The organism is Desulfonema magnum (assembly GCF_017377395.1).
GTDB classification, from domain to species: Bacteria; Desulfobacterota; Desulfobacteria; order Desulfobacterales; family 4be13; genus Desulfonema_C; species Desulfonema_C magnum.
On sequence record NZ_CP061800.1, the window covers coordinates 7,325,611 to 7,345,359 of the forward strand.

Annotated in this window: 14 protein-coding genes; 13 read left to right on the forward strand and 1 reads right to left on the reverse strand. The window is 41.1% G+C overall.

What is annotated here, in order from left to right:
• The first annotated feature begins 336 nt into the window (after positions 1-336).
• From dnm_RS28140 to dnm_RS28160, 5 genes are all read left to right on the forward strand, one after another.
• A complete protein-coding gene (locus dnm_RS28140) occupies positions 337-765 on the forward strand; it encodes an NIL domain-containing protein (RefSeq protein ID WP_207680193.1) in 429 nt (142 codons plus the stop codon).
• 3 nt (positions 766-768) lie between these two features.
• Positions 769-1,932: a tRNA 2-thiouridine(34) synthase MnmA gene (gene mnmA, locus dnm_RS28145; RefSeq protein WP_246556129.1), complete on the forward strand. Its 1,164-nt coding sequence runs from the start codon at positions 769-771 to the stop codon at positions 1,930-1,932.
• A gap of 60 nt (positions 1,933-1,992) precedes the next feature.
• Positions 1,993-3,573: a DNA methyltransferase gene (locus dnm_RS28150; protein WP_207680194.1), complete on the forward strand. Its 1,581-nt coding sequence runs from the start codon at positions 1,993-1,995 to the stop codon at positions 3,571-3,573.
• Between the two features lie 260 nt (positions 3,574-3,833).
• Entirely contained in the window at positions 3,834-5,111 is a 1,278-nt protein-coding gene (mtaB, locus tag dnm_RS28155) for a tRNA (N(6)-L-threonylcarbamoyladenosine(37)-C(2))-methylthiotransferase MtaB (protein WP_207680195.1), read from the forward strand.
• 512 nt (positions 5,112-5,623) lie between these two features.
• Positions 5,624-6,952: a hypothetical protein gene (locus dnm_RS28160; protein ID WP_207680196.1), complete on the forward strand. Its 1,329-nt coding sequence runs from the start codon at positions 5,624-5,626 to the stop codon at positions 6,950-6,952.
• A 66-nt stretch (positions 6,953-7,018) separates the two neighbouring features.
• On the opposite strand, the gene dnm_RS28165 is transcribed toward dnm_RS28160, so the two are convergent.
• Positions 7,019-7,159 carry a hypothetical protein gene (locus tag dnm_RS28165; protein WP_207680197.1) on the reverse strand — a complete coding sequence of 47 codons (141 nt, stop codon included), beginning with the start codon at positions 7,157-7,159 and terminating at the stop codon, positions 7,019-7,021.
• 30 nt (positions 7,160-7,189) lie between these two features.
• Here dnm_RS28165 and dnm_RS28170 point away from each other — a divergent pair, with 30 nt between their 5' ends.
• The 8 genes from dnm_RS28170 (at position 7,190) to dnm_RS28205 (ending at position 18,798) form a co-directional block, all read left to right on the forward strand.
• Positions 7,190-7,741, forward strand: a complete 552-nt coding sequence (locus tag dnm_RS28170; protein WP_207680198.1) for a CDP-alcohol phosphatidyltransferase family protein — start codon at positions 7,190-7,192, stop codon at positions 7,739-7,741.
• A 47-nt stretch (positions 7,742-7,788) separates the two neighbouring features.
• The gene (locus tag dnm_RS28175; RefSeq protein WP_207680199.1) at positions 7,789-9,507 is read left to right on the forward strand and encodes a B12-binding domain-containing radical SAM protein; all 1,719 of its coding nucleotides are present in this window, start codon (positions 7,789-7,791) and stop codon (positions 9,505-9,507) included.
• 308 nt (positions 9,508-9,815) lie between these two features.
• A complete protein-coding gene (locus tag dnm_RS28180; RefSeq protein WP_207680200.1) occupies positions 9,816-11,054 on the forward strand; it encodes a type II secretion system F family protein in 1,239 nt (412 codons plus the stop codon).
• A 479-nt stretch (positions 11,055-11,533) separates the two neighbouring features.
• Positions 11,534-13,522, forward strand: a complete 1,989-nt coding sequence (locus tag dnm_RS28185; RefSeq protein ID WP_207680201.1) for a response regulator — start codon at positions 11,534-11,536, stop codon at positions 13,520-13,522.
• A gap of 32 nt (positions 13,523-13,554) precedes the next feature.
• Positions 13,555-14,208 (forward strand): response regulator, encoded by a 654-nt coding sequence (locus tag dnm_RS28190; RefSeq protein WP_207680202.1) that lies wholly within the window; start codon positions 13,555-13,557, stop codon positions 14,206-14,208.
• A 554-nt stretch (positions 14,209-14,762) separates the two neighbouring features.
• Positions 14,763-15,053, forward strand: a complete 291-nt coding sequence (locus tag dnm_RS28195) for a hypothetical protein (RefSeq protein ID WP_207680203.1) — start codon at positions 14,763-14,765, stop codon at positions 15,051-15,053.
• A 762-nt stretch (positions 15,054-15,815) separates the two neighbouring features.
• Positions 15,816-18,377 (forward strand): ATP-binding protein, encoded by a 2,562-nt coding sequence (locus dnm_RS28200; protein WP_207680204.1) that lies wholly within the window; start codon positions 15,816-15,818, stop codon positions 18,375-18,377.
• Positions 18,378-18,396: 19 nt separating this feature from the next.
• The gene (locus dnm_RS28205) at positions 18,397-18,798 is read left to right on the forward strand and encodes a response regulator (protein ID WP_207680205.1); all 402 of its coding nucleotides are present in this window, start codon (positions 18,397-18,399) and stop codon (positions 18,796-18,798) included.
• The last annotated feature ends 951 nt before the right edge of the window (positions 18,799-19,749 follow it).

Sequence of the window (19,749 nt, forward strand, 5' to 3'; positions counted from 1 at the left end):
TTTTTCCGCTGTAAAAAAGCGTTTCGCTCTGTTTTTGAACTCCGGAAAAAATTTTCGTACTGTTTACGCTGCCAAAATTATATCTTAAAAATTCTTATCAGCAGAAATAAGTTAGTAACGGAAAATATTTTTTCGATAAGCGATAACGTAATTTATTATAACATAAAAAAGTGTCCGAAGTATTACAAAAAAATTTTTTCGGAATATTTTGATTTGTCCCGCATTTCTTCCCTATTTTTGCTTCAATGCTTCAATGTTATTTGTTGACATGAATTGAAATCATTATTACAGTATTTTCTTTTTTTATAAAAGCAATATGTCTTGTCGGAGTTTATTATGTATTCAAAAATACTTATCCTTCGTTTCCCCGGAGACGTCGTACATAAACCTATTGTTTGTTCCCTGGTCAGAGATTATGACCTTACTTTTAATATACTCAATGCCACCGTGTTTCCCAGGAAAGAAGGCATCCTGGTTCTTGAACTTTACGGGACCAGAAAAAATTTCAGGCAAGGTGTCAGCTATCTCAAAGAACAGGGCGTCCATGTTAAGAATGCAGAGCAGGAAATCAAAAGAAAAGAGGAAAAATGCACGCATTGCGGCGCATGTACAGCAGTATGCCCCACTGGTGCCCTTTCGATTCAGCGCCCTGAGATGATTGTTAATTTTGATCAGAAAAAATGCAGTGTCTGTGAACTTTGCGTACCTGCCTGCCCTACCAGAGCAATGAAAGTCCGCCCCACAAACTATGCGTTTTTTGAATGAAACTTGAAACTTGAAATTGGGAGTTGGAAACTGGAAACTCGGAATTTGAAACTGGAAACCGGAAGCTCGGAACTTGAAGCTCGAAACTCGAACGCGGATAACCAAGTTTCAAGTTTCAAGTTTCAAGTTTCAAACATAGCCATTGCCATCAGCGGCGGTATTGATTCGCTTGTGTCGGCATATTTGTTAAAAGAACGAGGGTATGAGGTCATCGGCATTCATTTTGTTACCGGATATGAATCTGATGATTCCCGACAGATTCAATCTGTAGCGGACCAGATTGGGATTCCGTTAAAAATCGCGGACTGTAGTACTGAATTCCAAATAAAAGTCGTTGATTATTTTACACAATCCTACCAGAGCGGTAAAACCCCGAATCCGTGCCTTGTATGCAATCCGTCCATAAAATTCGGAACGATTCTTGATTTTGCCCGAAAACTGGGCGTTTCCTGTCTTGCCACCGGACACTATGCCCGAATCATAAAACATGACAGCGGCAGGTTTCATCTTTACAGGGGAACGGATCCGGTAAAGGAGCAGTCTTACTTCCTGGCGTTTCTGTCACAGGAGCAATTGGCGAGCGCATGTTTTCCCCTGGGAAATATGACAAAATCAGAGGTGATAAAACTGGCTGAAAAAAAAGGACTTCATCCTGTTGTAAAAGAAGAAAGCCAGGATGTATGCTTTATCAAAGGCAGAACATATGGTGATTTTCTTGTCCGGACCCAGGGATTTGAGCCGGAACCGGGACTGATACAAGATATAAACGGCAATATAATAGGGGAACACAAAGGGCTGCATCTTTTTACCATCGGCCAGCGCCGCGGCATTAACTGTCCTGCTTCGGAACCTTATTATGTGGTACGCCTGGACATGGCGCAAAATCGTCTGGTGGTGGGCTTAAAAAAAGATTTGTTCTCCGGAGAATGCCGGGTGGCAGGGATAAACTGGATCAGCCGGAAACCAACTGACCCGATTAAGGTTCATACCCGGGTGAGATACCGCCATAAAGCAGCACGGTCTGTGCTGTTTCCTGTTGACACACATACGGCAGTCATCAGGTTTGATGAGCCGCAGTCAGCCATAACCCCCGGACAGGGAGCCGTGTTTTATAAAGGAGATGAAGTCCTGGGCGGGGGGTGGATTGAAAAAAATGTCAGGTGTTAAGTGTCAAGTCTCAGTTTTTAAGTTATATACCATAAAGAAAAATAAAGGAAAGATGTTAATATGTCAGAATTACTAACAATCAAGGAAGCCAGTCAATGGGCTTCTGAATATTTGGGAAAGAATGTCACACCATCGAATATATCTTATCTGATTCAATATGGCCGTATTCCTAAAAATGGAGGGAACGGAAGTGTTCTCATTAACAGATATGATTTGGAAAAATATTACAGTTCGCATTTTTTAACAAAAGAAGAAACATGGAAAAAGCAGCTTGGTGAAGATTTAAACTGGACTTTATCCTTTTCTGAATACAAAGAATCAGAAACAACCAAACATGTTCACAGACTGCACCCATATAAGGGGAAATTTATTCCTCAGCTTGTTGAATATTTTTTAGACAGTCATGTTGATAAATTTAAAAAAGAAGTGTTTTTTAATTCAGGAGATATTGTTTTAGACCCATTCTGCGGTAGCGGAACAACACTTGTTCAGGCAGGTGAATTAGGTATTCACGCCATTGGAACAGATGTTTCAGCTTTTAACAGTTTCATCAGTAATGCAAAAGTAGATAAATACGACATTAATGATGTTCTGCATACAGCAAAAAAGATATCATTAAGACTCAGACAATTTCAGGAAGATAAAAACAACGTTGATTTTGAGAATCATTTGCTGAATGAACTCAGAATATTTAATAATAAATATTTCCCATCACCTGAGTTTAAATTCAAAGTGAGACAAAAAGAAATAAATGAAAAAATATATGGGGAAGAAAAAGAAAAAGAATTTTTAAAAATCTATGAAAAATTAGTTAAAAAATATCGAATCAGACTTAAACAAAAAGGGAATGATTCCTTTCTTGACAAATGGTTTCTGCAAGTTGTCAGAGATGAAATTGATTTTGTATTCCAGCAGATAAAATCAATAAAAACTGTGACAACTAAAAAAATTCTCGCGCTTGTTTTAAGTCGTACAATTCGTTCATGCAGAGCAACAACACATTCTGATCTGGCGACTTTGTTTGAGCCTGTAACATCAATATATTATTGTAAAAAACATGGAAAAATATGTAAGCCCCTGTTTTCCATCCTGAGTTGGTGGGAAAGATATACAAAAGATACCTTAAAACGGATTAAGCTATTTGATGAGTTGCGTACTCCCACTTTTCAAAGGTGTCTGAGCGGAGACAGCAGAATAATAAATATATTTAATGAGATGGAAAAAAAAGATGCTGAGTTTGGGAAATTGGTAAAAGCACATAAAATTAAGGGAATCTTTTCGAGTCCGCCTTATGTGGGACTGATAAATTATCACGAACAACACGCTTATGCTTATGACTTATTCGGATTTGAAAGAAAAGATGAATCAGAGATCGGTCCTTTGTACAAAGGTCAGGGTAAAGCTGCAAGAGAATCTTATGTCAGAGGTATTTCTGATGTTCTGAACAATTGCAAAAAATATTTACAGGATGATTATGATGTTTTCTTAGTTGCCAATGATAAATACGGACTCTATGCAAAAATCGCTGAATTGTCTGAAATGAGAATTGTAAATCAGTATAAAAGACCAGTGTTAAACAGGGTTGAAAAAGACAGAGCAGCTTATTCAGAAATAATATTTCATTTAAAGGGAAATAAATAGTGAGTTTGGAAAATCGTGTAAAAGAAAAAATTTCAATTGAAGTGATTAAAACTTTGGTAACAAGATTTGATAGTTTTCCAGAAGATGCTTCACATAATAGAAATGCACCTTTCCATGAAGCGTTTTTGGAAGCTTTTGCTGATAAAAAGGCGTATAACCCGGTGATACACTTGAGACCCACAGGTATCCGGTCATTATACTCCTTCCACCCTGCGTGCTGAAATACATCTTCCTAAAATCTGACACCTAAAAAAACACCTATGAATAAATTCAATATCATAACACTGGGCTGCAAAGTAAACCAATACGAATCAGAGGTCATTGCCAGGGAACTGGAATCCGAGGGATGGGTTCCTGCCAATGACAATGAAACAGCGGATATCTGCATTATAAATACCTGCACAGTGACTCAGAAAGCATCCATGCAGTCAAGGCAGGCCATACGGCAGGCCATACGGTCCAACCCCGAAGGACGTGTTCTTGTAACAGGCTGTTACGCCCAGACCGAACCGGATCAGATAAAAAAAATAAAAGGTGTGTCCGATATCATCGGTCATAAAGATAAGCATAAAATCGTTGAAAACTTGAAACTGGAAACTGGAAACCGGAAGCCGGATAGCCAAGTTTCAAGTTTCAGGTTTCAAGTTTCAAACGCAAGAACACGGCCCTTTCTGAAGATTCAGGATGGGTGTAATACGTTTTGCACTTACTGTATTGTTCCTTATGCCCGGGGAAGAAGCCGGAGCATGCCTTTTGAAAATGTATTGCAAAATATCAGACAGTTAAAAGATGCGGGATTCCATGAGGTGGTTCTGACAGGAATACATCTCGGGTGCTACGGGACTGATCTTTCTCCGGCAACCAGTCTCTCGGAACTGTTGCATTGTATCCATGATTCAGACAGAACAGACCGGATACGGTTAAGCTCAATAGAACCTCATGAAATCACTGATGATATCATAGAACTCGTGGCAAAATCAGACACACTCTGCCATCATTTTCATATTCCGTTGCAAAGCGGAGATGATTTTATTTTAAAGCAGATGCACAGACCTTATACCAACGCATTTTTCAGAACGCTGATTACCAAAATTCATGAGATGATGCCTGATGCGGCCATTGGTGTGGACACGCTTATCGGATTTCCGGGCGAAACCGAGCAGGCTTTTGAAAATACATATGCGACCATAAAAGACCTGCCTGTGACTTACCTGCATGTTTTCCCTTTTTCATCCCGTGAGGGAACGCCTGCAAGCACTTATCCGAACAAGGTTCCGTCAAAGGTGATCAAGACACGATGCCAGAAGATGCGAACACTTGGAAATGCCAAAAAAAATGAATTTTACAGAACAGTTGTGGGAAAAAGCGCTGAGGTTCTTATTGAAAGCAAAAGAGATAAATCTTCGGGTCTTTTAAAGGGAAGCACGTCAAATTATATCCCTGTTCTGGTGAATGGCGGAGATGAATTGAAAAATACTCTTGTCAGCGTCAGGATTGAAGAAGTGGATGATAAAAACAGGGTGCGGGCTGCTATCTGACCAAGCTGATGCTGACGGACCAGAGTGCCGAAGGAAACCCTCCGAGGACTTCGGCGAGTTTAGCTGAGTCGTTTTAAAAGCCTCGTCGGAGGTCTCATGTCACTTGTCAGAATCAGCGTAGTCGGGCAATACGCTCAGGCTGGATAACAGGCATAATTTTCATTAAAAAACTTGTTTTTTAAATGAAAATTATGTATAAAGCTTCGTAAACGAATTGAAAGCGAATTTTTTGGCCAACGATTTGTTGGAATCACCTAAAAATAAGTACCTGATCAAAATTTTTTATACATATTTTTTCTGTGAACCACGGAGAAACCCGGCTTTTTCCTTCACACGCGGCGGCTCATTCCGGGAAAAAAGCCGGGTTTCTTTCCCGTGCGAATATCGAAAACTTATGGTTAGATACTTATCTGTATGCAGATGCTTTTTGCATAAATTAAAGCGGAGGCTGCCGAACCAATCATTCCAGCAGGCGGCGTTATCCGAGTTCAGTAAGAGGAGGTAAAAAAATAATGTTTTGTTCCGTATGCAGATTATGTTTTTCAATTCTTGTCGTCGCAGGTCTGATGATTTTATCAGACCCCGCACTGGCTCAGGATTTCCCATCCACAAAAACGGTGACAGTGATAGGGACCAGTCCGATCCGGGGGCAGAATGTGGCAAAAGCAAGGGAACAGGCCATCTCAGACGCACTGGCTTCCGCGGTTGATCTGGCGGCATTGAATATTTTACCTTCTGATATTTTTTCAAATAATTTTGAGATATTAAATGAAATTTTGTGTGATCATCCGGACAAATTTGTTCGAAATTACAAAGTGCTGGCAGAGTCTGATACCGGAAAGACATACCGGATAATGCTGGAGACAACTGTTCAGACTGACAGAATCGAAGCACAAAAAAGACAGTTGGCGGCCATTGATATGACAGCCCGTAATGATGTAAAAAAGCCCCTCAATGTCTTGTTTCTCATTGCGGAACAGAATCTGAATAATTCGCCGCAATATTGGTGGGGGGAAAATATGACCCGGCCCGATGCTTTTTCAGAAAAAGCCATGGCCAAGATAATGGAAAAAAAAGGATTTATTGTCGTACCCCACGGATACAGGGTTTCCGATACAAAGCTGAATACATCCCTAGGTTATAAACCGGACCTTGACAATCAGGAGGCGATGAATATTGCAAAGCGTTTGCAGGCAGATGTGGTCATTGTGGGGAAATCCATTGTGTATAACGTCTCAAACACATCATCATTCAGCGGGACGGTGTCAGCCCGTGCCATTCGGACAGATACGGGCGAAGAAATCACGTCCACGCTTCAGACTTCCGTAAAAGTAAGCGCAGATGAAATATCAGGTGCCAGAGACGCGCTTTCATCATCCGGCACCCTTGCAGGCAAAGAACTCTCTTCACAGATAAGCGCTGCCTGGCACAAGTCTCCGACAATAGCAGATGTGCGGAAAACAGAACCGTGGAAGCCAGCAGATGTGCGGAAAACAGAACCGTGGAAGCCAGCAGATGTGCGGAAAACAGAACCGTGGAAGCCAGATATACGCCAGAGCCGGTCACAAGAAAAAAAAACAGACTTGCTGGAGCTTATTGTCAGCGGAACCAGCCAGCTGGGAAATTTCATAAAATTCCGCAGGACACTTACTGAAATACCGGAAGTCGAAAAAATACAGATCCGGGAGATGAAATCAGATGAGGCGACCATTCATGTCAGCTTTCAAGGAAATACCGGAGCGTTTGAAGATGCACTGAGATCAAAAACCTTTGAGCTGTTTCGCACCAAATTTTATCGTGTATCAGATGATATCCTGAGAGTCGAACTTATTTCCAAATAATAGTCATGAACCAACGGTCACAATGAAACATAAAAGTGGAAACCGGAATCTTTTAATTATCAATTATCAGCAGATGGAAATTTCAGACGTATCTTGTTGGCATGTCAGGCGGATTCGGGACGCGAAGCGTCCGCACTGCATTCCCACGCAAAGCGTGGGAACGAGATGGTTAAAAATTTTTTCTGGCTGCTGATTATCAATTGTCAATTATCAATTATCAATTATCAATTATAATCAATGCCTATAAATATTCCCAATATTATATCAATTATCAGGATACTCCTGACACCTGTTTTTGTTATCTGTCTGATGAGGGGTCTGTTTTTCCCCGCACTTTTAGTCTTTGCTGTTGCGGGAATCAGTGACGCCCTGGACGGCCTTATTGCAAGATGTTTTAACCAGCGTACCGTATTAGGCGCATATCTTGATCCGATTGCAGACAAGATACTTCTCATGTCTGCTTTTGTCAGTCTGGCTGTTCTGAAGATCGTGCCTGGCTGGCTCACGGTCATTGTCATCAGCCGGGATATTATCATCGTGATCGGATACGCTGTTCTTGAAATTACAGGTACACGGGACAAGATTGAAATAAAACCGAGCCTTGTCAGCAAATGTACCACCTTTGCCCAACTGTTAACCATTTTTTTTGTCCTTCTGAACCCGGGTATATCAACCCCTCTTGCCATTAAGAGATTATACTGGGTCACGGCCGGCTTAACCATAGCCTCTGGTTTGCATTACATTTACATCGGTATGAAAAGCCTTCACCATGCGGCCGATGACAAATGAGCGTTTACAAATCACAAATCACAAATTAAAAATCACAAATCACAAGCATGAAACTACTCATTATTTATCCATATTGTCTTGAAGCCAGGGTTCACGAGGAAGACATCAGTATTGTTCCTATGGGGGCTTACTATGTGGCCGCGCTTCTCATGGAAAATCATTATGATGTTGAAATACTGAACTGGTATAATTTCAGCAGGGAAGACCAAAGAATAAAAGACATTCTGGCAGAGAAGAAACCGGATGTGATCGGATTTTCCGTCCTGCACGCAAACCGATGGGGCGGCATTGAAATTGCCCGGATGGCAAAGCAGGTGAACCCGAATGTGAAAATTGTTTTCGGCGGGATCGGCGCCACTTTTTTATGGGAACATTTTCTGACACATTTTAAAGAAATTGATTTTGTTGTTATCGGAGAAGGAGAACACGCGTTCTTAAATCTTGTAAAATGTATTGAAAATAAAGATCATGAACAGATTGAAAAGATCAGGGGAATTGCTTTCAAAAAAGAGGACAAGGTTGTAAAAACAGCGTCTGCCGAATTTATTCATGATCTTGATGAATTGCCCATTCCTGCAAAATATTTTACCTATCAGCATGTGGCCCTGACCCGGGGATGCCCTGGAAATTGCACGTTTTGCGGGTCTCCCCAGTTCTGGGGGCGTAAAGTCAGGTTTCACTCTTCTGATTATTTTGTTGATCAGTTGGAGCTTCTTTACAAAAGGGGCGTTGGTTTTTTCTACTTTTCTGATGACACATTCACACTGAAAAAAGATCGGGTTATTGAAATTTGTAAAAAAATCATTGAAAGAAATATTAACATCAGCTGGGCGGCAATTTCCCGCGTTGATCATATCAGCGAAGATATATTATACTGGATGAAAAAAGCAGGGTGTATCCAAATCAGTTATGGCGTGGAAAGCGGTTCGGAAAAAATAAGAAAGCAGCTGAACAAGAATATTAAGACCGATCAGATCAAAAAAGCCTTTTCACTGACAACTGCTTATGGCATTTTGGCCCGGGCTTATTTTATTTACGGATGTCCCGGGGAAAGCTGGGACACCATCCAGGAGACTATTGACCTGATAAATGAAATAAAACCCCTGAGTGCCATATTTTACATTCTTGACATCTTTCCGGGAACTGCCCTTTATGCTGATTTTAAGAAAAGAACTAAGGAAAATTTTCCTTTCACTGAAGGGGATAGGGGAAACTTTGATGATATATGGCTGAAACAAATTGAAGATATACTCTATTTTGAAAGTGATCCCCATTTGTCTCAGGAAATTATTCTGGCTTATGGAAAAAAACTCAGAACCACCTACTATGAGAGTCTTTATCGCTTTGCTGATGAGATTGAACTGACAGATAATAAAGAATTATATATGACCCATTCTGATTTTCTTTCCAAGCTCGGAATGACATTCACTCACGGAGATTACTCCCAAATTGAAGCGATTAAACATAAAGACAAGATTGCAGAGAGATTATACCAGAAATCATTAACATATTATCCTGATCATCGGGCTTATCTGGGACTGGGCATTATTAAGCAGAAAAACGGAGAGTATGAAGAATCTGTCAGCATTCTCTCCAAAGGCATTGAATATTTCCCTGACAGCGAGCCATTGCATATGTGTTCAGGGATCAGCTACATGAATTTGGGAAAATACGCGGAAGCGCTTCCCTATTTTCTGAAACTCCGACATTCAAAAGACGCTGCCTACTATATCGAACAATGCCATAAAGCATTAAAAAATACCTGATTGTAACGGATTTGGGGGATGCCCGGGGTTTTTTCCGCGGTATCGGGCAATATGACAGCGGACAGGAGGATGAGACGGATGTCCCGGCCCGGAATATCCGGTAAATCCTTAAATCCGATGTCATATTCGCGGGCCTCCCCCGAATCCGTTATAATCAGAAAAATACATAATGCGACAAATATGCACCTAACACCTAACACCTGACACCTGACACTTAACACCTAATACCTGAACACCTAACACCTAACACCTAACACTTAACACCCAACACCTGACACCTAACACTTAACACCTAACACCACCTATATATGTCTCTATATTCATACAAAGCAACAGATACTTCCGGCAAAATCATTAAGGGAACCCTTGAAGGCACAGATGAAAAAGGAGTGGCAGGCAAGGTCCAGGATATGGGCTATATTCCCATAAACATTCGTCTGGCTGGCAGGACCTCGGGCAACGGTGCTGAGGGCATGTTCACAGGCAACCTGAATGTTCTTTCTTTTGCCACAAGAATTTCAACCAAAGATGTCATGCTTTTCACGCAGGACCTTTCCGCCTTGCTGGAGGCGGGGCTTCCTGTGGACAGGGCTTTGTCCATACTCGGCAATGTGACGGAAAAAGAGAAATTCAGGAAAATTATCCGGGAAGTGTTAAAGTCTGTTGAGGGCGGGAGCTATCTGTCGGACGCCATGGCAAAATACCCTCATGCGTTTTCAACTTTTTATGTGAATATGATACGAGCCGGAGAAGCCGGGGGGGTTTTGGATGCTGTCCTGGGAAGACTGGGAATATTTTTGGAAAGCGCTCAGGATATCAGTGATTATATAAAATCTGCCCTGATTTATCCTGTTTTTCTGGTTTTTGTGGGAGGCATCTCAATCATTATCCTTATGACCTTTGTGATTCCGAAATTTTCCATTATTTTTTCTGATATGGGCCAGGCCATTCCCCTGTCAACACAGATATTACTCGGACTGAGCGAGGGCCTGAGAACATACTGGTGGCTTATCATCGGAACCATGAGTCTTGCTTATTTCTTTTTACAGCAGTATGCGAAGACCCCGGGCGGGCGTTTAAGGATGGATACCTGTAAAATTAATTTTCCCATAGGTGGTGAACTGGTCAGAAAAGTAGAAGTGGCCCGGTTCGCCAGAACACTGGGAACCCTGGTCAAAAGCGGTGTGCCTATTTTGCAGGCGCTTGATCTGGTTAAGGACATTATCGGCAATCAGGTGATAGCAGGATCAATGAAAAAAATTCGTGAACGAGTCAAAGAAGGGGAAAGACTTTCAAAGCCCCTGGAAGATACCGGAATTTTTCCTTCCCTTGCAGTTCAGATGATCACGGTGGGCGAAGAATCAGGACGACTTGATGAAATGTTGCTGAGAGTTGCGGACAATTACGAAAAAGTTGTAAGAAATATGGTAAAAAGATTTATCAGCCTTCTTGAACCGGTCATGATTCTTATTATGGGAGTTGTGGTGGGATTTATCATTATATCCATGCTCATGGCCATATTCAGTATGAATGAAATTCCATTTTAACTGAAAGAGTAAAAACGCTTCCGATTTTTATGGTGACACTTCTTATCTATCTTCAGGGCTTGTTTTCCATCAACCCATTTTAGCCCATAAGTACCTGATCAAAAATTTTTTATATATCTTTTTTTTGCGAACAGCGGAGAAACCCGGCTTTTTCCATTATGGGCAGCGGATCCTTCCGGTAAAAAAGCCGGGTTTCTTCCCCGGGAATATATCGAAAACTTATGGTTAGGTACTTATGATCCTTCGGAGAGTTTCCCCGGCCTCGCCAGAGCTTCAAGGTGGTCTTCCGTCAAAATCAAAGCGGGCAGGGTTTTAGGCATTCGTCCCCAATATTTATCTGTTTACACCTTGAATCTGATTTAAAAAGATGATAATAAAACTCAGTTTAGTTACAGGTTTCCAAAAATTAAAATCCGCAACCGTCTGAAGGGGCAATTCCCCTGTGGCTTCCCCTGTTTTTTCAAAAGGGAAAAATGATAATGGGACAATATGAAATTTTATTGGTAGATGATGATCCTCTGATCCTCAAAATGACAGACGAGTTTCTTAAAAGTCAGGGATATGACATTACAGCAGTTTCCGACGGCGCTTCAGCCATTGAGGTGACAGACCAAAAAAATTTTGATCTGGTACTCACGGATTTGGTCATGGAGCCAGTTGACGGATTAAGTGTTCTCAGGCATGCAAAAAAGCGGAATCCCGAAACCATGGTCATTATTATGACCGGCTTTGGTGATATGGACTCCGCAATTCATGCGCTCAGGCTTAATGCAGATGATTATATACTTAAACCCTGCGAACTGACGGAAATCTGCGCCAGAGTGTCCATATGTCTTGATAAGCTGAAGCTCAGGCAGAAAATCAGAACAGATCGGGAAAAACATTATGAATCCCTCTGCAAAGCACATGAAAATCTGGAACTCAAAGTTGAACAACGTACCGCTGAATTAGTGAGAACAAATGATCAGTTGAAACGTGAGATAGAAGAGCGAAAGCGCATGGAAAAAATTCTGTCCATGTATGAACTTATTATTTCAACGATCAGGGACAAGATGGCTTTTATTGACAGAAACTATATTTATCGGACGGTAAATAATGCCTACACAAAATATCATAACAAACCCAAAGACAAAATTGAAGGCCATTCCGTTGCAGAACTATTAGGAACAGAAATATTTGAAAATTCTGTGAAAGACTATCTTGACCGTTGTCTTGCCGGTGAAGAAATTCATTATCAGGAATGGTTTGTTTTCGCTGACGGGAAACCGAGGTTCATGGATGTGGGCTATTATCCGTTAATTGAGAACGGCGGTTCTGTTTCCGGTGTGGCTGTGAGTTCACGTAACATCACAAATATCAAACAAACAGAAGAAATGCTGCGAAAACGCACACAAGAGCTGAGTGAGCGGGTCAAAGAACTGAACTGCCTTTACTGTATTTTTAAGCTTCTTGAAAAAAAAGATGTCCCGCTCAATGAAATGCTTCAGGAGATAGTCAGTCACATTCCCTCTGGCTGGCAATATCCGGAAAAGACTTGCACACGCCTTATTTTGGAGGGTCAGGAATTCAAAACTGAAAATTTCACAGAAACCGCCCATAGGCAATATTGTAATATTCATATAGGTGGTCAGCAGATCGGGGTTTTAGAGGTCTGTTATCTTGATGAAAACCTGGAAAAAGATGAATGCCCTCTTTTAAAGGAAGAACAGAATTTAATCTCCGCTATTGCCGACCGGCTGGGAAAAACCATCGAACACAACCGGGCAGATGAAGCCTTGGAACGTATGAATGAACAATTGTTGGCAGAGCATTATCAGAGAAAAGAATTGTCAAAAAGACTGATTGATTTGCTGGAAAAAGATCGTAAGAATGTGGCCATGGAGCTTCATGACCAGATCGGACAGACATTGACGTCCCTTAAAATATGCCTTGAACTGGTCAGGAATGTAAAAAATAATCGTACTGAACTGGAAGCCGGGATAAAAAATGCAAAAAACAAAGCAAGCCAGGCCATAAGGGAACTCAAGAACATCTTTCACGGACTGAGGCCCGCCATGCTGGATACGCTGGGGCTGGTCCCTGCTCTTCGGGAACTTTTCAATGAGATTGAAAATCAGACTGAGATTGAAATCCGTTTTTTTTACAGCAAAAATTTTCCAAAGCATTTTGACAAAAAGCAAGAAATTGCACTCTACCGCATTGCCCAGGAAGCCCTTAACAATGCGGTGAAATATGCCAAAGCCAAAGAGGTCTTTGTAAATCTGATCCTTAAAAATCAGAGCATTTCGGTGAGTATTGAAGATGACGGGATTGGCTTTGATCCTGAAACGGTCATGGCGGATCAGAAAAAAGGCAAACGATTAGGGCTTGTTTTTATGCGGGAAAGGGTGATACAACTTAACGGAGAATTCCAGATTGAATCACGTGAAGGAGGGGGCACGCATTTGCTGGCAGAAATACCTCTGTAAAACATTTCGAATTTCAAATGGGGAATCCATTTATGCCTAAAACCAAAATTCTTATAGCAGATGATCATCGGGTAGTCATAGAGGGGATCAAAAGCACCTTGCGGGAATATCAGGAATTCGAAGTGGCAGGTGAGGCCCTTAATGGCAGAGAAGCTGTGAAGCTTGCGGAATCTCTGATGCCCAAGATTGTCATCACAGATATTTCCATGCCTGATTTGAACGGCCTGGATACCACATTGCAGATAAAAAAAATATCTTCTGATATTCGGATTATCATTTACACCATGTATTCGGACAGAGAATTTATTATTGATCTTTTCAAAGCAGGCATATCAGCTTATGTTCTGAAAGAAGACCCCATTTCAGAACTGATATTGGCGATCAAAGCGGTGAACGGAGGCGGTACTTATTTCAGCACAATGGCCCCCACGATTCTGTTAAGACATATAAAAACCCTGGAAGAAGGTAATATCGAAGAAAATATTTTTAAAATTCTCAGCCTGCGTGAGCGGGAAGTGTTTCAGCTTCTGGCTGAAGGAAATTCCACGAAAAATATTGCTCATAAATTGTGCATAAGTCCAAAAACAGTGGAATCTCATAAATATAATATTATGGCAAAACTGGACCTTGAATCCATAGCTGATCTTATCAGACTGGCTATCAGAAAAAAAATTATTCCGCTTTGATCTGAATGATTCATAAAAGCCGTTTTTGCTGTAAATTATGCCAATCCGAAAACTGAATTTCTGAGTCTTTTTTTCTGTATCTGTTTATTTATCAGCAGGATAAATAATTTTCTCTGAAATATTGTGAATAATACAGATTTAATCAGAGGTTCTTTTTCTCAGCGCTCAGTTTTTGAGCTTCAATCATATTTAAGAAATCTTCGGGACAAAATCAGGATTTTCCCTATGGAAAATATTTTTTTGCTTTGATATATTTCTTTTTTTGACGATGCTATGTTATTTATAGCTTCATGAAAATGGGAATTGAAAATTGAAAAATTCCGGTCTCATTTTCATATTTCGTCGTGACTGACAGGTTATATCTGTTTATATGAAACTGAAAATTAAAAAACTTCTGATGACCATTTTCATGTTTCATTGCGACCGCCAGGTCATGGTCGTTTAAAAAATGTTTTCAGAAATGTTCCCCCGGGAGGATTCCTTCGGGAGAGGGCGTTCTGATACCCTGAAAAACAGATAATAATGACAAATCAGCAGGAAAAGGAGAGAAATTAATGGCAACCAATTTCCGAATTTTATCTCATCGAAAAAGAAATAATCTGCATTTGAAGCTCACAGGGGATTTTGACGGATCTTCCGCGTATGAGCTGATAAACAAACTGGAAGCCAACTGCGGCAGTGTTGTCAGAATCTTCATTCACACCGGCAGCCTGAAGACTATTTATCCTTTTGGCCAGAAAGTGTTTCAAAACAAACTTTCCGTTCCCAGCAGTGAGGTCAGCAAACTTATATTCACCGGGGAAAACGGAGATAAAATATCCCCTGAAAAAGACAGATCCCTCTGACAGTCCGATTTTCACTGGTTTTATTGGGTTGAAAAGTAAAACCAATGAATCTGATTCCATCACATTAAGACGCTGGCTGTAAAAGAATTTGACCAATTATTGTATCAGAACAATAAGGGGGACCAGGCCGGACTGCTTCTTTCTGACCAAATTGGTAAAAGGTTCTCGCCGAGGAATTGTGAGCCTGACGAACAGGAACATTTATATATAGTTAAATTCCCCTGCATTTCGCTTAGTTCTGTAATGACTTTGAATTTAAAACAATTTTTGAATAATGTTTTGCATAATCAGAATTTGATACTGACAGATTCAGGTGATTATGAACGACAGGCGAAATGCAGGGCATATATAATTAAGGATATTTTTCCTGATTGTTTTGCCACACCATATTATGATATTTGTTAAGTAATAATGATTAAATAATCATTTAAAAACATACAAAGCGGATAACACACAGCGTAACCTGCTATCAGGAATCAGAGAGCGGCCTTGTTCACAGAGGAGCGGAGGGACTGCGCTGAATTTTGTGCATCTGCGCTTTTAACGGACTTTAAAATAAAAGGGATGACATCGGACCTGTGAGATTTGCATAACAGCCCGCAGGTTTTCGGAAAGGTTTCGAAAGCTTTCCATCAGAATCGGAGAGATGAGGCATTTGTTATGTCCTATTAAGTCAGCGACCTATTTACGGATTTCTGTGCTAACCAGATGTATTTAAAAAAATCCCTTAGTTATCTTGCCGACGGCAAGGTGGAACCTATCATGAATGAAAAAATCTTAATCATAGACGATGAAAAAGATATTGTAAAATTTCTCAGTGAATTATTAGCCAGAGAGGGATTTCAGGTCAGAAACGCATTGAGGGGTGAGGAAGCCATAAACATTTTTAAGGCCGAACCTTTTGATCTGGTCATTACGGATATCAGAATGCCCGGGATGAACGGCCTGGAAGTGATGAAACAGATCAAAGCCATGGACGAAGACACAGAGGTCATCATCCTGACAGGTTTTGCCACATTTGATACGGCTATAAAAGCGTTGCGGGATGAGGGGGCATCTGATTATCTGCTCAAACCTCTTGAAAGTACGGATGAACTTTTCATTGCATTAAACCGTGCCTTGGAAAAACGGAGATTGCGCATTGAAAACAAAGCGCTTTTCAATGAACTGAAACAGTCCAAGGAAAACCTTGAAAATAAAGTCGGAAAAAGAACCCGGGATTTGGAACAGGCAAACCGTGAACTTGCGGAAAGCATTAAAAAACTGAACTGTCTCTTTGGCATTTCCGATCTTCGCCAGAAAAATAATCTTTCATCAGAAGAGATTATCCAAAGTATTGTTGATATCATTCCCCCGGCATTTCAGTACCCTGAAATCTGTTATGCACGAGTTGTTCTGGAAGGAGAGATTTTTGAAACACGCCATTCGATGGCTGACCAGCACTCACAATTTGAAAATCAGAAATCGGACAATCAGAAAATTTCTGAGATAATTATTGTTAATGGTAATAAAATCGGAAAAATAGAAGTAATTTATCTGGAAGAAAGACCGGATATCTGTCACGACCCTTTTCAAAAGGAAGAAAAAAGCCTCGTCACTTCGATTTCTGAGCGATTGGGAAGAATTCTTGAAAAAAAACGATCTGATGAAGCGCTCCGAAAAGCAAAAAATGAACTGGAACAGCGTGTGAAAGAGCGTACTGCTGATCTGGTCATTGCCAACAGGGAGCTTGAGCAGGCAATGGAAACACAGAAACGAACTCAGAAAGATCTCCTTAAAAATCAGACCATGCTCCAGTCTGTTTTTGACGGAATTCCGGATCCCCTGATAATGTTATATCCTGATATGTCTGTTAAGATCGTGAATAAAGCCGCCAAAGCCTACTATCAGATATCAGAAGAGCAAGATGTTACCGACGGTCTTTCTTACAAAAAACTGATAGAAGAACCAATAAGTTGTGAAGAATATGACATTGCTTCGGCAATTTCCGGAAGCCATGCAGTGACATTTGAAAGAAAAAGTTTTACAGCTCCTGACAAAACTGAACAGGTGGATATTTATCCTTTAAGGGAAATGGAAGAAAAAGGAGCCATTATCCGCATCAGTGACATCACAGAGGCCAAATTAATGGCAAAACTGAAAGAGGAAAAAAAAATCGCCGAAGCTGCGAATCTGGCTAAAAGTGATTTTCTTGCCAACATGAGCCATGAACTCCGGACCCCTCTGAATGCGGTTATCGGTTTTGCAGAGGTTTTGCAGGATGAGTACTTTGGGTCTCTCAATGAAAAACAGGCCGAATACATCAATGACATTCTTCAGGGCGGGAAGCATCTGCTTGGTCTGATCAATGATATTCTGGATATATCCAAGGTGGAAGCAGGCAAGATGGATATCACTCCTTCTCCGGTCTTAATAAAAGAACTGCTGGAAAGAAGCCTGATTATGATCAAGGAGAAGGCCGTAAAAAACGGAATTCACCTCAGCCTTGACATTCCGGGTGACTTGGATAACCTGACAATTATGGCGGATGAGCGAAAATTAAAGCAAATCATGTTCAATCTCCTTTCCAATGCAGCCAAGTTTACACCAAAGGATGGCTCGATTTCTGTAGAGGTAAGACAGGCAGAGAACACAGGACACGAAAAACAGAAAACAGGTGACTGGCTTGAAATTTCAGTGGAAGACACGGGTATCGGCATAAGCCCTGAGGACCATGAAAATATTTTTGATGAATTTTATCAGGTCCGTAATCCCACAGATGAAGTCCGTGCCGGTACCGGACTGGGACTGTCCCTGGCCAGGCGATTTGTAGAGATGCACGGCGGAACCATGCAGGTCAGAAGCGAAGGAAAGGGAAGCCGATTCAGCTTTGTATTGCCGCTGAATCCCGAGGCCCGGGAAGCCAGTATGACAAAAGCAGAAAATATATCTGCCATTAGTATCCAGGATGAGACCGTTCTCTCCAGTTACCTGAATATACTGATCCGTTTGTCCGGAATGTCAAACCGTTTTTTTACGTTATGCCGCCTGCATACGGAACAAAAGCTTTCAAAAGAAAAAGCAGAGGAAATCGGAAAGACACTGCAAAAAATAAAAAGAGAACATGATTTGCTGAGAATAGAACAGAGCAGCCAGCTTTACCTGATTCTTAAAGATACTGATTACAACAGAGCAAAGCTGACCTGCGACCGGCTGACAAAGAACCTTAACAGTGTGGTCAACGGACTGGATATTCATTGGTCCATTGCCACTTTTCCTGAAAATGCCCGGACCCCTGAACTGCTCTTAAATAAAGTAAATAACCAAATAACGAATGAAATTTAAAAGGTTCCGAGGATCGGAGATGAAAAAAATCATACTGATTGCCGAAGACAATCCCGTAAATCTCAAGTTGGTACGGGATATTCTCCAAGTGTCCGGGTATGTCACTTTGGAGGCGACGAACGGCAGGCAGGCAACAGAATTTGCCAGGCTTTATTCTCCGCATATGATTCTTATGGACATCCGTATGCCTGTCATGGACGGCTTTGAAGCAACAAAAATTTTAAAAGCTGATCCTAAAACCCGAAATATTCCTGTGATTGCGCTGACTTCTTTTGCCATGAAAGGGGATGAGGAAAAAATCTATGAAGCCGGATGTGACGGATATCTGACCAAACCGCTTGATACCAGAAAATTTTTAAAAAAAGTGGCTGAATATTTAAAGCCAGATTCCGCCATTCTTAAATCCTCTGCTCTCGTCTGATGTTTTTCTGTTTCAGGAATAACGAGCCAAACAAAGACCTGAGGGTTGCCAAAAAAAAATGTTCAAAGCCTTCCCGCGTCGTCAAAAATCATCTCAAATATCTTCTCATCCCTGAATTTTCTTGAAAATACATATTATCTCTGCTATTTTTATCATAAAAAAAAGTGTCAGGTGTCAGGTGTTAAGGGAGTTCCCAAAAATTAATATACCTGTGAACGGACACTCCCCTGACTCCCATCAAGGGAAGTGCCGAACGGACCCGGAGTGCAAAAATTTTATTTTCGCACTTGCGAAAAAGCATTTTTCGCACTCCGGAGAGTTGACTTAGGCAATTGCGAACGGATCCGGAGTGCAAAAATTTTATTTTTGCAATTGCGAAAAAGCATTTTTCGCACTCCGGAGAGTTGACTTAGGCAATTGCGAACGGACCCGGAGTGCAAAAATTTTATTTTTGCAAGTGCGAAAAAGCAATTGCGAAAATTTTATTTTCGCACTCCGGAGAGAACACCGGAAAATCTGTTCAGCCCTCAGTCACCAGTATCGGAGGGAGGCAATGCTGCTGACAGGCTGCTCCGAACGGATCCGGAGTGCAAAAATTTTATTTTTGCAAGTGCGAAAAAGCAATTGCGAAAATTTTATTTTCGCACTCCGGATAGAACACCGGAAAACCTGTTCAGCCTTAAATCAACAGTATTGGAGAGGGGCAGGCAATGCTGCTGACTCAGGCAATTGCGAACGGACCCGGAGTGCAAAAATTTTATTTTTGCAATTGCGAAAAAGCATTTTTCGCACTCCGGAGAGTTGACTTAGGCAATTGCGAACGGACCCGGAGTGCAAAAATTTTATTTTTGCAAGTGCGAAAAAGCAATTGCGAAAAAGCATTTTTCGCACTCCGGAGAGTTGACTTAGGCAATTGCGAACGGACCCGGAGTGCAAAAATTTTATTTTTGC